Annotated in this window: 11 protein-coding genes; 7 read left to right on the top strand and 4 right to left on the bottom strand. The window is 75.2% G+C overall.

Features of this window, described 5'->3' with window-relative positions; all coding sequences use genetic code 11:
• The first annotated feature begins 49 nt into the window (after nucleotides 1–49).
• From ACH414_RS22130 to ACH414_RS22120, 3 genes are all read left to right on the top strand, one after another.
• Nucleotides 50–1,057, top strand: coding sequence for a GlxA family transcriptional regulator (locus ACH414_RS22130; RefSeq protein ID WP_382539788.1), 1,008 nt, complete (start codon nucleotides 50–52; stop codon nucleotides 1,055–1,057).
• Nucleotides 1,058–1,127: 70 nt separating this feature from the next.
• Complete coding sequence (locus ACH414_RS22125) at nucleotides 1,128–1,823, top strand: DsbA family oxidoreductase (protein ID WP_382539785.1); 696 nt, start codon at nucleotides 1,128–1,130, stop codon at nucleotides 1,821–1,823.
• 183 nt (nucleotides 1,824–2,006) lie between these two features.
• Complete coding sequence (locus ACH414_RS22120; RefSeq protein WP_386564875.1) at nucleotides 2,007–3,062, top strand: aminotransferase class V-fold PLP-dependent enzyme; 1,056 nt, start codon at nucleotides 2,007–2,009, stop codon at nucleotides 3,060–3,062.
• A 924-nt stretch (nucleotides 3,063–3,986) separates the two neighbouring features.
• Here the strand turns inward: ACH414_RS22120 and ACH414_RS22115 are convergent.
• A complete protein-coding gene (locus ACH414_RS22115) occupies nucleotides 3,987–5,090 on the bottom strand; it encodes a pyridoxal-phosphate-dependent aminotransferase family protein (protein ID WP_398943270.1) in 1,104 nt (367 codons plus the stop codon).
• Between the two features lie 225 nt (nucleotides 5,091–5,315).
• Between ACH414_RS22115 and ACH414_RS22110 the strand changes: the two genes are divergently transcribed.
• Nucleotides 5,316–6,386, top strand: a complete 1,071-nt coding sequence (locus ACH414_RS22110) for a hypothetical protein (protein ID WP_398943034.1) — start codon at nucleotides 5,316–5,318, stop codon at nucleotides 6,384–6,386.
• Between the two features lie 32 nt (nucleotides 6,387–6,418).
• Nucleotides 6,419–7,513 carry an amidohydrolase family protein gene (locus tag ACH414_RS22105; protein ID WP_382539776.1) on the top strand — a complete coding sequence of 365 codons (1,095 nt, stop codon included), beginning with the start codon at nucleotides 6,419–6,421 and terminating at the stop codon, nucleotides 7,511–7,513.
• 327 nt (nucleotides 7,514–7,840) lie between these two features.
• Here the strand turns inward: ACH414_RS22105 and ACH414_RS22100 are convergent, their stop codons facing one another.
• Both ACH414_RS22100 and ACH414_RS22095 read right to left on the bottom strand, forming a co-directional pair.
• On the bottom strand, nucleotides 7,841–8,401 hold the full coding sequence (locus ACH414_RS22100; protein WP_382539773.1) for a GNAT family N-acetyltransferase: 561 nt from the start codon (nucleotides 8,399–8,401) through the stop codon (nucleotides 7,841–7,843).
• Nucleotides 8,388–10,727 carry a penicillin acylase family protein gene (locus tag ACH414_RS22095; RefSeq protein WP_398943268.1) on the bottom strand — a complete coding sequence of 780 codons (2,340 nt, stop codon included), beginning with the start codon at nucleotides 10,725–10,727 and terminating at the stop codon, nucleotides 8,388–8,390. Before ACH414_RS22095 ends, ACH414_RS22100 begins: the two co-directional genes overlap by 14 nt.
• A 412-nt stretch (nucleotides 10,728–11,139) precedes the next feature.
• Between ACH414_RS22095 and ACH414_RS22090 the strand changes: the two genes are divergently transcribed.
• A complete protein-coding gene (locus ACH414_RS22090) occupies nucleotides 11,140–12,120 on the top strand; it encodes an SCO1860 family LAETG-anchored protein (protein WP_386564868.1) in 981 nt (326 codons plus the stop codon).
• Between the two features lie 396 nt (nucleotides 12,121–12,516).
• Here ACH414_RS22090 and cobC read toward each other — a convergent pair whose 3' ends face one another.
• The gene (gene cobC, locus ACH414_RS22085) at nucleotides 12,517–14,067 is read right to left on the bottom strand and encodes an Rv2231c family pyridoxal phosphate-dependent protein CobC (RefSeq protein ID WP_398943266.1); all 1,551 of its coding nucleotides are present in this window, start codon (nucleotides 14,065–14,067) and stop codon (nucleotides 12,517–12,519) included.
• 57 nt (nucleotides 14,068–14,124) lie between these two features.
• On the opposite strand from cobC, the gene ACH414_RS22080 reads away from it, so the two are divergent.
• Nucleotides 14,125–14,853: a ZIP family metal transporter gene (locus ACH414_RS22080; protein WP_382539768.1), complete on the top strand. Its 729-nt coding sequence runs from the start codon at nucleotides 14,125–14,127 to the stop codon at nucleotides 14,851–14,853.

Genomic DNA, 14,853 nt, shown 5'->3' with positions numbered 1-14,853 from the left:
GAGTCCGTAGAGTAGTGGCCTGAATGCCATATGCCCGGAGGTTCTGGCCATGTCCCGTGTCCGTCGCGTCGCCGTCATCGCCGCCCCGCCCACCTCGATGTTCATCCTCGCCACCCCCGAGATGCTCTTCGGCAAGGTCGAGATCGACGGCCTGCCCGGCTACGAGACGGTCATCTGCACCCCCGAACCGGGACCGGTCGCCACCACCGGCGGCCTCTCCCTCCACGTCCCCCACGGCCTCGACGCCGTCGACACGGCCGACACCGTGATCCTGGCCGGCAGCGGCTCCTACACCGACCCCGACCCGCGCGTCCTCGACGCGCTGCGCCGGGCCGGAGCCGCCGGCAAGCGGATCGCCTCCATCTGCACCGGCTCCTTCGCGCTGGCGGCCGCCGGCCTCCTCGACGGGCGCACGGCCACCACCTACTGGGCCTACCGCCGGCTGCTCGCCGAGCGCCACCCGAACATCGACATCCAGGACGACGTCCTGTTCGTCCAGGACGGGCCCGTGCTCACCTCCTCCGGCTACGCGGCCGGCATCGACCTGTGCCTGCACATCATCCGCACCGACCACGGAGCCGCCGTCGCCAACACCGTGGCCCGGCACGCCCTGGTCGCGCCGGTGCGCCCCGGCGGCCAGGCCCAGTTCACCCTCACCCCGCTGCCGCCCGAGCGCGGAGTCTCCTTCGCCCGCACCCGCGCCTGGGCCATGGAGCACCTCGACGAACCCCTCACCCTCACCGACCTGGCCCGGCACGCCGGGGTCTCCGTCCGCACCCTCTCCCGCCGCTTCCACGCCGAGACCGGCCTCAGCCCGCTCCAGTGGCTGCTGCACCAGCGCATCGAGCGGGCGAAGGAGCTCCTGGAGACCACCTCGCTGCCCATGGACCAGGTGGCCCGGTCGAGCGGCCTCGGCACGGCGGACTCGCTGCGCCGGCACCTGCTGCGCAGGGCCGGGATCACCCCGAGCGCGCACCGGGCCTCCTTCAGCCGCCTCGGCCCCGGGGGTCCCGCCGTGCCCGGGCTCACACCCGCGGCGGCGGCCCCGGCGGAATGAATCCGGCGGGTCGGGACGTTCCGCTCCTTGGACACCCGACCCCCGCCCCCGTCTGGAGAGAAGTCACACCATGCGCGTCGAGATCTGGAGCGACATCGCCTGCCCCTGGTGCTACATAGGCAAGGCCCGCTTCGAGAAGGGGCTCGCGGCCTTCGCCCACCGCGACGACATCGAGGTCGTGCACCGCTCCTTCGAACTCGACCCGAACCGCCCCAAGGGCGACACCGCGCCCGTCCTGGAGATGCTGGCGAAGAAGTACGGCCGCACCCTCGACGAGGCGCGCGCCATGGAGGCCCACGTCGCCTCCAACGCGCACTCCGAGGGCCTGGGCTACCGCACCGAGGGCCGGGACCACGGCAACACCTTCGACATCCACCGCCTGCTGCACCTGGCGAAGGAGCGCGGCCGCCAGAGCGAGCTCCTGGACCTCGCCTACCGGGCCAACTTCGCCGAGGAGCGCTCCGTCTTCGAGCCCGAGACCCTGGTTGCCCTCGGTGTCGAGGCCGGTCTCGACGAGACCGAGGTCCGCGCGGTGCTCGCCGACGAGACCGCGTACGCCGACGCCGTGCGGGCCGACGAGCGCGAGGCCGCCGAACTCGGCGCGAACGGCGTGCCGTTCTTCGTCCTCGACCGCAAGTACGGCGTCTCCGGCGGCCAGCCCGCCGAGGTCTTCACCCAGGCCCTTGAGCAGGCCTGGCAGGGCCGCACCCTGCAGCCGGTCGGCGGCGACGCGGCCGCGTGCGACATCGACGGCGGCTCCTGCTGAGCGAGCGAGGCGGCGACCCGTCCTCGTGGGCCGGCCCCGGTGAACCGGTCCTCGTGAACCGGCCCCGGTGAACCGGTCCCGGTGAACCGGTCGGTTCTCGTCTCCGACTCATAAGCGCCCCTTGGGGATTCCCCATGATCCATGGCAATTGACGTGAGATCGTGGGGAATCCAGGCTGGGGCCATGGACATTCTGGAGCCCCTGGGCGGAGCCGAGTTCGCCCCCAAGCAGACCTATCTGAACACGTCCGCCTGCGCCCTGCTGCCCCGCCGGACGGTCGAGGCCGTCACGCTCCTCGCCGAGGAGACCGCGGCCGGGCGCCCCGACGGCGCCGGAAGCTTCGACATCGTCGACGAGGCCCGGGCCGCCTTCGGCCGGCTCGCCCACATCGGCGCCGACCGGGTCGCCGTCGGCAGTTCGGTCTCCGTCCACGTCGGCATGGTGGCGCAGTCCATGCCGGCCGGGGCCGAGATCCTCATCCCCGAGGGCGACTTCTCCTCCGTCAGCACCCCCTTCACCGTCCGCGGCGACCTCAAGATCCGCTTCGTGCCCCTGGAGCGGCTCGCCGAATCGATTCGGCCCGAGACCGATCTCGTCGCCTTCTCCGCCGTGCAGTCGGCCGACGGACGCACGGCCGACTTCGCGGCAGTCCGTGCCGCGGCGGCGGCGCACGGCGCCCGCACCCTCCTCGACGCCACCCAGTCCGCCGGCTGGCTGCCGCTGTACGCCGCGGACTGGGACTTCACCGTCGCCGGCGGCTACAAGTACCTGCTCTGCCCGCGCGGCGCGTCCTTCCTCACCGTCACCGAGGAGGCGCAGGACGCGCTGCTGCCGATCCACGCGGGCTGGGTCACGGGCGAGGAGCTGTGGGTCAACAGCTACGGCCCGGTGCGCGAACTGGCCCGCTCCGCCCGGCGGTTCGACGAACCCGCCGCCTTCCTCTCGTACCACGGCGCGGCCCGCTCGCTCGCGCTCCTCGAGGAGATCGGCATCGAGCGCATCGAGGCCCACAACAAGGCCCTCGCCGCCCGCTTCCGGGCCGGCCTCACCGCCCTCGGCCACGCCCCCGTCGCGGACGAGTCCACGGTCGTCGGCATCCCGGGCCTCGGCGACCGCGCCGACGCCCTGCGCGAGGCCGGCGTCCTCCTGTCCTCCCGCGCGGGCAACCTGCGGGCCTCGTTCCACCTGTACAACTCCTCGGCGGACGTGGACCGGGCCCTGGAGGTCATCGCGGGCTGATCTCCGACACCCGCGGACGCGCCTGGCACCCGCGGACGCGCCCGGCACCCGCGAGTGCGCGTGCGCCCGCAGGCCCCCGGTGTCGCGTGTCGCGTGCCGCGTGCCGGGGCGTGGGCCCCGGGGTGCCGGGCCCGGGGGCCGGGCGCCTGGCTTGAGGGGCCGCTGCCCGGCGGCCCGCCTTCCGGGGCCTGCCGCCCGGTGGTCTGGCCTTCGGCGGGTTGGCCTTCGGCGGTCCGGCCTTTGGCGGCCCGTCGTCGATGGTTCGGCCTTCCGGGGTCTGGCCTTCGGCCGGGGGCGGCTGGGCCTGGGGGCCTACCGGGCGGCCCTCGGCCGCTGGGCCGCTTCTCCGCAGCCTGGTCTGGCCCGTCCTGGACCGGCCGGCCCGTGCTCGCCTGCCCCGCCTGGTGCTCGCGTGCCCGGCCCGTGCTCCCCGGCCCGGCTTCTGGTCCGCCAGCGAGGTCAGCCGGCGGCCCTGCCTTCCGAGGTCTGGCCTTCGGCGGTCAGGCCTTCGGCCGGGGGTCGGCTGGGTCGGGCGGGCGTCTGCAGGGAGACCTTCGGTTGGTGGGGGGAGGCTGGGTCGGGCGTCGCCGGGCGGCCTTCGACCCGTGGGTGGGCCCGGGTCGCTTCTCCGCAGCCGGGCCTGGCCTGGCCCGGCCTGGCATGGGTCGGCCCGGCCCGCGCTCGCCTGCCCCGCCCCGTGTTCGCGGGGCCGGCCTACGCTCGCGTCCCCGGACTGCTCCGCCAGCCCGGCCACTGCTCCGCCGGCGAGGTCAGCAGGCGGACCGGCCACCCCCACCGGAGGCTCAGCGGGGCGGTGCTCATTGCTCCCGCCGGCGGCTCAGCGCAGCAGTGCTAAGCGCCCCCGCCGCCGGCTCAGTGCGGCAGTGCTCAGTGCCCCCACCGGGCGGCTCGCCGCGGCCCCGCTCAGTGTCCCCAGGTCTCCGTGATCGCGCGGCGGGCGGCCTCCAGGTCGACTCGGTGGCCCGTCTCCGTGAGGGCCGCGCCCAGGGCCGCCAGGGAGGACTGGACCGCGCCGGGGGTCGCGTCCACGCCGTAGTGGTTGACCCGGATCATCTCCTTGGCCAGCGCTCCGCCGCCCGCGATCAGCGGCAGCGACGGGTCCGCCGCCAGGGCCTTCGCCACCAGTTCGGAGGCGTCGACACCGGCGGGGGAGCGCAGCGTCGTGGCGACCGGGGCGGCGTCCCGCGCCTCGTGCACATACGGCTCCAGGCCGCCGCCCAGCGCCAGGACGCCCGCGCGGGTCGCCGCCGCGGCCGAGGCGTGCCGGGCCATCAGCGCGTCCAGGCCCTCGCCCTCGATCCGCTCCAGGCAGGCCTCCAGGGCCAGCATCTCCAGCTGCGCCGGCGCGTGCAGCAGCGCCTTGCGGCCGCCGTCGATCCAGCGCTCCTTCCAGTCCAGGAGCGAGAGGTAGGAGCGGCGCGGCGCCTGCGGGTTGGCGGCGAACCGCTCCCACGCCCGCTCGCTCACCGACACCGCCGAGACGCCCGCCGGGCCGCCCATCGCCTTCTGCGCGCCGATGATGCACAGGTCGACGCCCCACGCGTCCGGCAGCACCGGCTCGGCCCCGATCGAGGCCACCGCGTCCAGGTAGAACAGCGCGCCGTGCGCCCGTACGACCTCGCCGATCTCCGCGACCGGGTTGGTGTTGCCGGTCGCCGCCTCCGCGTGCACCAGGGAGACGAAGTCGATCGCCGGGTGCGCCTCCAGCGCCCGTGCCACCTGCTCCGCGGTCACCGCGGTGTGGAACGGCACCTCCAGGTCGACGACCGTGGCGCCGCAGTCGCGCAGCCAGTTGCCGAAGGTCTGCCCGTACGGTCCGGTGACGATGTTCAGCGCGGTCGAGCCCGGCCGGGCCCCGCTGCGGATGCAGCCCTCCAGCGGGAGCAGCGCCTCGCCCTGGGTGATCACCACGTCCTGCTCGGTGGAGAGCAGCGCGGCGACCCGGCGCTCGATCGACGCGAAGTGCGCGGCGGTCATCGGGGCCAGGTCCAGAAGCGGGTGTGTCACGGTCACGGCGGTGCCTTCTTCGGTGTCGGTGCCTGTCGTCGGCCAGCGTACCGAGCGGCCAAGGCCGGGCCCGGAGCCACCGCGTGTGACAGCGCTGTACGGAACATGTCACAGGCCGCGTACCGAGCGCCTCGGGCGCTTCCCGGCGGGCCGAGGCGGTGGGATGTTACGGGCCGCAGCGGCCGCACCCGGCGCGCCGCCGGCAGCAAGGACGGGGTGGGCACCATGACGGACAGAGACGGCAGACGGACCGCGCGGACCGGACGGAGCACGGTCAGGCCCGGCCTGCTGGCCGTGGTGGCGGCCGCGGCCCTCGCCCTGGCGGCGCCGCCGGCCCTCGGCGGCGCGGCGGCGGCGGACGCGACCGCCCCGCCGACCGCAACCGCCACCGTCACGACCGCCACCGTCACGACCGCCGTCCCGGCGGCCCTCGTCCCCGTGCCGCGGCCCTCCGGCCCCGCTCGCGAACACGCGGTGATCGACCGCCCCATCGTCTTCTCCCGCTACACGGCGACGGCCTCCTTTGAGGACCTCTACGCGGTCTCCCCGAGCGGCGGCGCGGCCGTGAAGCTCACCGCCACCCCCACCGTCAGCGACGTCATGCCCAGTTGGTCGCCGGACGGCAAGCGGGTGGCGTTCCTCCGTTACGGGGCGGGCGGCGCGATCGACGGCATCTGGACCATGAAGAGCACGGGCGGCGACCTGAAGCCCGTGCCCGGCACCGAGGGCGCCTCCGACCCGGCCTGGTCCCCGGACGGCAAGCGGATCGCCTACTCCCTGCCGGTCGGCGGCCAGCGCGAGATCTACGTGGCCGGCCTCGACGGCACCGCCGCCACCCGGCTCACCTTCACGGACGCCGACGAGAACCACCCGACGTGGGCGCCGGACGGCGGCCATCTCGCGTTCAACCGGGCCGAGGCGTCCGGTGACAGCCGGCTGGTCCGGCTGCGGCTGGCCACCCTGGCCCAGACGCCGATCACCCCGCCCGGCTCGCACGACTGGACGCCCGACTGGTCGCGCGGCAACCGGATCGTCTTCGGCCGCCTCGACGCCACCGGCTTCGTGCACCTCTACGTCGTCCGCCCCGACGGGACGGGCGTCCACCGCATCACCTCGGCCCGTGCCAACGACAAGTACCCCTCCTGGTCGCCCGACGGCAGGCGCCTCGTCTTCACCCGCGGCGGCACCGACGACGCCGACCCCGAGCACCTCTTCCTGGTGCGGGCCGACGGCACCGCCCTGAAGCAGCTCACCAAGACCCCGTCCCACGACCAGCAGGCCGACTGGCGCCCGTAGGCGGGCCGACCCGCTGCTCGTAGAGTGCCGGTATGAGCGATCGCGTGGTGCTGCATGTGAAGGGGCGGGTGCTCGTCGGCCCCGAGGACGTACGGGACGAACTGTGGTGCGTCGACGGGCGGATCACGTTCGAGCGGCCCGGGGCCCTCGCCGGGGAGGCGCTGACCGTCGAGGGCTGGGTGCTGCCCGGCCTCGTCGACGCCCACTGCCACGTCGGACTCGACAAGCACGGTCCGGTCGACGAGGCCACCGCCGAGAAGCAGGCCCTCACCGACCGGGACGCCGGCACCCTGCTCATCCGGGACGCCGGCTCGCCCTCCGACACCCGCTGGATCGACGAGCGCGAGGACCTGCCGAAGATCATCCGGGCGGGCCGGCACATCGCCCGCACCCGCCGCTACATCCGCAACTACGCCCACGAGATCGAGCCCGACGAGCTCGTCGCGTACGTCGGCCGCGAGGCCCGGCGCGGCGACGGCTGGGTCAAGCTCGTCGGCGACTGGATCGAGCGCGACCTCGGCGACCTGGCCCCGTCCTGGCCGCGCGCCGAGGTCGAGGCCGCCATCGCCGAGGCGCACCGGCTCGGCGCCCGGGTCACCGCGCACTGCTTCGCCGAGGACTCGCTGCGCGACCTCGTCGAGGCCGGCATCGACTGCATCGAGCACGCCACCGGGCTGACCGAGGAGACCATCCCGCTCTTCGCCGAGCGGGGCGTCGCCATCGTCCCCACCCTGGTCAACATCGCGACCTTCCCGCACCTCGCCGACGGCGGCCAGCAGAAGTTCCCGCGCTGGTCGGCGCATATGCGGCGGCTCCACGAGCGCCGTTACGACACGGTCCGCTCGGCCTGGGACGCGGGCATCCCGGTCTTCGTCGGCACCGACGCGGGCGGCTCCCTGGCGCACGGCCTGGTCGCCGCGGAGGTCGAGGAGCTGACGAAGGCGGGCATCCCCGCCCTCGACGCCCTCTCCGCGACGGCCTGGCGCGCCCGCGCCTGGCTGGGGCGCCCGTCCCTGGAGGAGGGCGCCCCGGCCGACCTCGTCGTCTACGGCGAGGACCCGCGCGCCGACGTCCGCGTACTGGCGGCGCCCCGGCGCGTGGTGGTCAACGGCCGGGTGATCGGCTGAGCCACCCCGGCAGTCCCGGCACCCGGGCACTCCGGGCACCTGGGCACTCCGGGCGCCCCGGGCGCCCCGGCACTCCGGGCACCCGGGCACCCCGCCACCCCGGCACTCCGGGCTCCCCGCTACCCCGGGCACTCAGGGCACCCGGGCACCCCGGCACCCGGGCACCCGCTCCCGGCACCCCGGGCACCCGGGCACCCGCTCCCGGCACCCCGGGCACCCGGGCACCCGCTCCGGGCACCCCGGCACCCGCCACCCCGGGCGCCCGGAGTGCCGGGCACCCGGCACCCGCCACCCCGGCCCCCGCCACCCACCCCGGCGCCGCGGGGCTCAGCGGGTGAAGAAGGCCAGTCGGGCCTTCTTCGCCGGGATGAACACCTCCGGCAGGTCCACCTCCGGCAGGACCACCTCGGGACCGAGCTCGAACCCGGTCCGCACGAGCCGGGCGATGACCTTCTCGTTGGCCGCGTCCGGCTCGCCCACCACCCGGCTGTGGCCGGTCAGCGCGAAGTCGAGCAGCGCCGTGAGCAGGCCCTCCGTGAAGCCCCGCTCGGGCGTGCCGGAGGGCGCGAGGAACAGGTGCACGCCGATGTCGCCCGGCCGTGCCTCGTAGCACTCGGAGATCCGGTCGGCCTCGGGGTCGTAGGTCTGGAAGAGCGCGACCGGCACGTCGTCGCGGTGCACCAGGAAGCCGTGGTGGGTGGTGAGCGAGTCGAGGTGCGCGTAGATCTCGCGGACCTGCTCGACGGTCGTGCCGTTCATGCCCCAGAAGCGGGCGCGCTCCTCGTTCACCCAGCGGTGGATGAGGGGGGCGTCGCGCTCGGGGTCGATGCGGTCGACCCGGACGGTGCCGAATCCCTCGACGGCCTGGACGTGTTCAGTTCTGCTCATGCTCTTCCTTGACGAGTTCGTTCCAGTCGGTCGTGACGGGGGCGAGTCCGCCCTCCAGCCACAGGGGGAGCTGGTCGCGGTGGTGGGGGTCGCCGGGCACCCCGGACGCCCCGAACGGCACGGCCCACAGGCTGCGTTCGCGGTCGGCCAGGTCCCAGACGTAGCGGGCGGCCGAGGCGCGGGCGGCCCGGTCGGTGTACCCGGGCACACTGGAGGTGGACAGCACGCAGTCGTGGTCCCCGGCCAGTCCGGGCCACTGGGCGTCGTCGGCGTCGGGCAGCGCCTGCCAGGGCGCCAGCCGGTGCGTGACGCCCCAGGCGGGCGGCGCCTCGCCGGCCGCGACCTCCTCGACCGCCTCCCGCACGATCCGCCGCACGTCCGCCGCCGGCACGGGCCCGGCGACGAGCAGCGTCTCCAGGGCGAACGCGACCCGCGGGCCGAGCGCCAGCCAGGGCCGGAAGAGATCGGGGTACGGGGCCGGCTCGCGCAGCTCCGCGAACGCCTCGTGCGCCGCCAGACGGCGTACGACCGCCCCGCGCACCGCCGCGTAGAGACCGGCGTCCGTGCTGTCGGCCGCCATCCGCCGGTCCCAGCCGAGGAGCGTCCGGCGTACGTCCCGGGCGGCGGGGGAGAGGTCCTCCTCGCCGGTGGCCCGTACGGCGTCGAGCAGTCGGCGGGCCGAGGGGGTGTCGGTGTCGGTGTGGACGGCGCGCATCGCGGACGGCGTCCAGGCCTTCGAGGCGCCGAGCAGCGCGTCGATGCGCTCGGCGCGGTGCGGCGGGGCGAACTCCACGCCCAGCGGGGCGGCGAGGCCGCGCGCGTTGGCCATGACCGCGTGCCCGTCGACCCCGGCGCGGGGCGTGGGCGCCGCCTCGCCGCTCCAGCGGTGGGCGTCCTCCCAGGCGGGCACCACCCGCAGCGAGTTGAGCCGGTCCCGCACGGGCACGTACCCGGCGACCCGGTGCAGCAGTCCCCCGGCGACATCGGCCGCCTGCACGACGTTCACCGGCTCGATCCACCGGTCGAGCGCCCGGTCCACGTCGGCCACGTTCCGCGCCCGCAGCAGCGCGGGCAGCACGGCGAAGCCCGACTCGCCGGTGACCCGGGGCGGGTAGCGCAGACTGACGGCCTCCCATACGGGGAGCTCGGGCGCGCCGTCCCGGCGGGGCGCGTCGCCCGCGCCCGATGCGCCTCCCTGGCCTGCGGCGGCTTCGGCACCTGCGGCGGCTTCTGTATCTGCGGCGCTTGCGGCACCTCCGGCACCTGCGGCACTTGCAGCACCTGCGGCATCTGCGGCAGGTTCGCTGCCCGCGCTGCCCGCGCTGCCCGCGCTGCCCGCGCTGCCCGCGCTGCCCGCGCTGCCCGCGCTGCCCGCGCTGCCCGCGCTGCCCGCGCTGCCCGCGCCGCCCGGCCCCTGCGCTCCGATGATCACGGGTCCCCGCGCCGTCTCGATCACCTCGGCGGCGAGCGGCTCGTCCGTGCCCGCCACCCGGATCGTCTCCGTGTGCGCGGTAGCGGGTTCCCAGCCGTTCGGGCCGAGGGCCTCGACGCGCCCGTCAGGGTGGCGGCGGAGGCGTTCGCGGTACAGGTCCTGGTAGTCGGCCATCGCGTTGGTGATGGCCCAGGCCACCCGGCCGGTGTGGCCGAAGTGGGCGAGGCCGGGGACGCCGGGGACGGCCAGGCCGAGGACGTCGTAGTCGGGGCAGGAGAGGCGGATCTGCTGGTAGACGCCCGGGGCCTCGATGAAGCGGTGCGGGTCGCCCGCGACGATCGCGGCGCCGCTCGCCGTGCGCGCGCCGGAGACGACCCAGCCGTTGGAGCCCGCCGTGCCGGGGCCGTCCGTCGCGAACAGCTCGGTCCACTCCTCGCCGAGCCGCCGTGCGACCTGCTCGCGCCACAGCTTGGTGGGGAAGCCGGCGAAGAGTATGTGGGTGGAGAGCCACACGGCGAGCGGCGTCCAGGGCTCCCAGCGCCCCGGCTCCAGTCCCGTCGCCGCGAACTCGGGTGCCCGCCGGGCGCCTTCCGCCAGGCCCTCGTTGACGCCGTCCACGTACGCCCGTATCCATTCCGCCGTCTCCGCGTCCAGCCGGTCGTGGCAGCGGCGGGCGGTGTCGGCCAGCCTGGCCTGGCGGACGAAGACGTCCCATCCGGTCTCCGAGGCACCGAGGAAGGCGGCGGTCGTGCCCTGCGCCCGGTGCCGCTCGACCTCCAGCTGCCAGGCGCGGTCCCGCGCGGTCACCAGGCCCTGCGCGCGGGCCAGTTCGCGCGGCCCGTCGGCGCGTAGGTGCGGGATGCCCCAGGGGTCCCGGTAGACCTCGATGCTCACTGCGTACGGCCCCGATCCGATCAACGTTTCTTAGGTTAGGCTGACCTAAATTAAACTACAGGACGGAGGGAGCCGTGCCGAGGGGCAGGGGGCGTCCGCCCATGCGGCGCCCGGTTGACGAACCGTTACTCCCGGCCCGTGCGGATCGTTGAAGGCACCGTTTCGTCGCCGCCGAACGCGCCCCCGTACCCCGCGCACCCCGTTACGCGCGGGGCCCGCGAGAACGCCTGTGTCGAAAGATTCGAATATGGGCACGGAAACCACCCTTTGGAGTGAACTCACGCTAGGCGTCTGCCAGTTCACCCACAGTGCGTAAAGATTCCGGTGTCTCAAGTCGCCGGAGCCGCAACGACCCACAGTCCCCGTGGCGAGCGGCCGGCGACGCCATGTCTCCTGTGGGGGTTCCACCGTCTTGAACAGCACCACCTTCCGCATGCCCGTACGCCGCTCCGCGGCCGCCGCGACCGTCGCCGCGCTCGCCGTCGGTCCCGTGCTCCTGGCGGCCCCGGCGGCCCACGCCACGGGCGGCGAGCGCACTGAAGGGCACGCAACCGCCGTCGTCCTGCGCACCGGACTCGACGTGAACCTGCTCAACAAGGCGGTGAGCGTGCCGCTGCGGGCCTCCCTCAACGAGGTCGAGGCCCCGGCCAGCGCGCAGAAGACCGCGCTCACGGTGAAGGTGCAGGGCGCGGAGAACGGCAGGCCGGTCGACGTCCTGCGCGCCGACGTCGCCACCTCCGAGGCGACCGTGCGGGGGAACACCGCCCGGGGCTACGTCAACCTCGTCAAGGCGCGCGTCCACGTCCCCGGACTTCCGCTGCTCTCCCTCGTCGAGGTCGAGAAGGTCACCTCCAAGGCTGTCTGCGAGGCAGGGAAGCGACCGGTCGCCGAGTCCAACCTGCTCGGCCATGTGACCGTCCTCGGCAAGAAGACCACCCTGTCCACCGGCGGGCAGACCAAGGTGAGCGTGCCAGGCGTCGGCGAGGTCGTCCTCGACCTCTCCCGCACCTCCACCACCTCCCGCACCGCCGCCGCCACGGCCCTGGAGCTGAAGGTCACGGTCAACCCGCTCAACCTCAACGTCGCCGAGGTCAGCGGCACCGTCACCCTCGCCGAGGCCACCTGCGCGACCCCGGCCGGCACCCGGCCGTCCGAGCGGCCCAGCGAGCAGCCCTCGCAGCAGCCGTCCGAGCAGCCCACCCAGCAGCCGTCCACCAGGCCCAGCCACGACACGGGCGTGAAGACGAACAACGGCGGCACCACCCCCACCGAGAACCTCGCCGAGACCGGCGGCAGCTCCATGACGCCGTACCTGGCCGGCGGCGCGGTCCTGCTCCTCGGCGTGGGCGGCGGCGCCCTGGTCCTCACCCGCCGCCGAGCCGCCCGCGGCTGACCGGTCCGAGGGGGACGCAAGGGGACGCCGGGGCGGCGCCGCACCCGCGGCACCGCCCCGGCGAGCGTCCGGCCCCGGTGAGCGTCCGGCCCCGGTGAGCGTCCGGCCCCGGTGAGCGTCCGGCCCCGGTGAGCGCCCAGCCCCGCGAGCGCCCGGCCCCGGTGAGCCCGTCCGGCCCCGCGAGCCCGTCCGGCACCGGCGGCCCCGACCGGCCCCGCGAGCGCCCGGCCCGGGCCACGTCACGCCCCCGCGAGCGTCCTGCCCGGCCACGTCCCAACCGGGCGAGCGCCCCGCACGCCGTCCGGCCCCGGCGAGTGCCCCGCGCGCCCCGGCGAGCATCCTGTCCGGCGCGCGTCCCGCACGCCCCGGCGGGCGTCCCGTCCGGCGCCGCCCCGCTCAGCCCAGCAGCAGCAGAGCCTGGTCCAGTGCCTGGAGGAAACGGTTCGTCGTCGCCCGGTCCCGCACCGCGAGCCGCAGCCAGTTCCGGTCGAGGCCCGGGAAGGTGTCCCCGCGCCGTGCCGCGAAGCCGAGCCCCCGCAGCCGGTCCCGCACCGCGTCCGCGCCCTCGATCCGCACCAGCACGAACGGGCCCTGGGCGGCCTCGACCACCCGCACCTCGTCGAACTCCGCCAGCCCCGCCAGCAGGTGCGCCCGCTCCACCCCGATCCGGAGCGCGGCCTCCTCCGCCTCCGCGAGCGCCGCCCGCGACATGCAGGCCTCCGCCGCCACCAGCGCCGGCGTCGACACCGGCCACAGCGGCTGGACCCGCTCCAGCGCGGCGATCGTCTCCGTCGCCGCCAGCACATAGCCGATCCGCAGCCCCGCCAGACCCCAGGTCTTCGTCAGGCTCCGCAGCACCACCAGACCCGGCACGTCCGTCCGCCCCGCCAGCGACTCCCGCTCGCCCGGCACCGCGTCCATGAAGGCCTCGTCGACCACCAGCGTCCGCCCCGGCCGGGCCAGCGCCGCGATCGCCGCCGCCGGATGCAGCACCGAGGTCGGGTTGGTCGGATTGCCGATCACGACCAGATCCGCCTCCTCCGGCACCGCCGCGGGGTCGAACCGGAATCCGTCCTCCTCGCGCAGCAGCACCCGCTCCACCTCGTGCCCGGCGTCCCGCAACGCGGCCTCCGGCTCGGTGAACTGCGGATGCACCACGACCGGCCGCCGCGCCGGCAGCGCCCGCGCGAGCAGCACGAACGCCTCCGCCGCGCCCGCCGTGAGCAGCACCCGCCGCGCCGGCAGATCGTGCCGCTCCGCGACCGCCGCCCGCGCCACCCGCCCGTCGGGGTAGGCGGCCAGACCGGTGAGGGAGTCGGCGATCCGCTCCCGCAGCCAGGCCGGCGGCGTGTTCGTCCGGACGTTGACCGCGAGGTCGATCAGCTTCTCGTCCCGGACCTCGGCGTCGCCGTGGTGTCTGAGATCGTGCGCGTCAGCAGAAGTCGTCATGTCCGTGGCCGCCGTCGTGTGGGGGGTGGGGATGGGGTGGTGCACATGGGGGGATGAGAGAGACTCGCCACCGATGTACCCGTGGGTCAAGGGCAACAACCGTGTGGCATGCGTAACTTCGTTCGGGCAAAGCGGTACGGAACGGGCGACCGCGCAGGTCACGCTCCGCGTCTTCCGCTTCGGCACCAGCAGCACCGCCCCCGGCCCCGCCGCCCGCAGTGCCGCCGCCTCCGCCACCGACGCCGTCCCCGTCGCCGCCAGCGCCGGCTTGGAGGGATGCGGTACGGCCACCCCGGCCAGCTCCTCGCTCCGGAACGCCCGCACCGGCACCCCGAGCCGCCCCGCGGCCCCCGCGATCCCCGGCTCGGCCGCCCGCACGTCCAGCGTCGCCACCACGGCCACGTCCGCGCCGCTCAGCCCCGCCTCCCGCAGCACCGCCCCGACCAGACCGAGCACTTCCGCCACCGGCACCCCCGACCGGGCACCCACACCCACCACCACCCGGGCCCCGGACTCGAGGTGCGCGGACGAGCCGCCATCGGATAGCAAAGGCCCATGGCTGTAGTCGTCGCGCTCGGCGCGTTCCTCATGACGCTGTTCGGCGGCTGGACGGCCCAGCGCGTCACCGACCGACGCCACCTCGTCCTCGGCCTCGCGGGCGGCCTCATGCTCGGCGTCGTCGGCCTCGACCTGCTCCCCGAGGCCATGGAGGCCGCCGGGAAGGACGTCTTCGGCGTCCCCCAGGCCCTGCTCCTCTTCGTCGGCGGCTTCCTCTTCGCCCACGTGGTGGAACGTCTCCTCGCCGTCCGCAGCGCGGCGCACGGCGCGGAGGCCGGGGAGCGGGTGCCCCAGGTCGGCCTCACGGCCGCCGCCGCCATGGTGCTCCACAGCCTCATGGACGGCATCGCCCTCGGCGCCGCCTTCCAGGTCGGCGGCGGCATGGGCGCCACCGTCGCGCTCGCCGTCATCACCCACGACTTCGCCGACGGGTTCAACACGTACACGATCACCAGCCTGTACGGGAACGCCCGCCGCAAGGCCCTCGTCATGCTCGTCGCCGACGCGGTCGCCCCGCTCGTCGGCGCCGGCCTGGCCACCCTGTTCACCCTTCCGGAGGAACTGCTCGGCAGCTATCTCGGCTTCTTCGGCGGCGCCCTGCTCTACCTCGCCGCCGCCGAGATCCTGCCCGAGGCCCACCACGAACACCCCGCCCGCACCACCCTGCTGTGCACGGTGGCCGGCGTGGCCTTCATCTGGCTCGTGGTGGGCCTCTCCGGCGGCTGA

This window comes from Streptomyces sp. NPDC020422, assembly GCF_044386705.1.
Lineage (GTDB): Bacteria > Actinomycetota > Actinomycetes > Streptomycetales > Streptomycetaceae > Streptomyces.
The sequence above is the reverse complement of the archived record's forward strand: the minus strand, read 5'-3'. Positions and strand labels throughout refer to the sequence as shown.

Excerpts from the sequence above, each read along its gene's own strand:
- ACH414_RS22080 (WP_382539768.1), top strand. The coding sequence starts at position 14,125 with ATGGCTGTAGTCGTCGCGCTCGGCGCGTTCCTCATGACGCTGTTCGGC.
- ACH414_RS22100 (WP_382539773.1), bottom strand. The coding sequence starts at position 8,401 with ATGAGCAGAACTGAACACGTCCAGGCCGTCGAGGGATTCGGCACCGTC.
- ACH414_RS22130 (WP_382539788.1), top strand. The coding sequence starts at position 50 with ATGTCCCGTGTCCGTCGCGTCGCCGTCATCGCCGCCCCGCCCACCTCG.
- ACH414_RS22110 (WP_398943034.1), top strand. The coding sequence starts at position 5,316 with ATGACGGACAGAGACGGCAGACGGACCGCGCGGACCGGACGGAGCACG.
- ACH414_RS22105 (WP_382539776.1), top strand. The coding sequence starts at position 6,419 with ATGAGCGATCGCGTGGTGCTGCATGTGAAGGGGCGGGTGCTCGTCGGC.
- ACH414_RS22120 (WP_386564875.1), top strand. The coding sequence starts at position 2,007 with ATGGACATTCTGGAGCCCCTGGGCGGAGCCGAGTTCGCCCCCAAGCAG.
- ACH414_RS22125 (WP_382539785.1), top strand. The coding sequence starts at position 1,128 with ATGCGCGTCGAGATCTGGAGCGACATCGCCTGCCCCTGGTGCTACATA.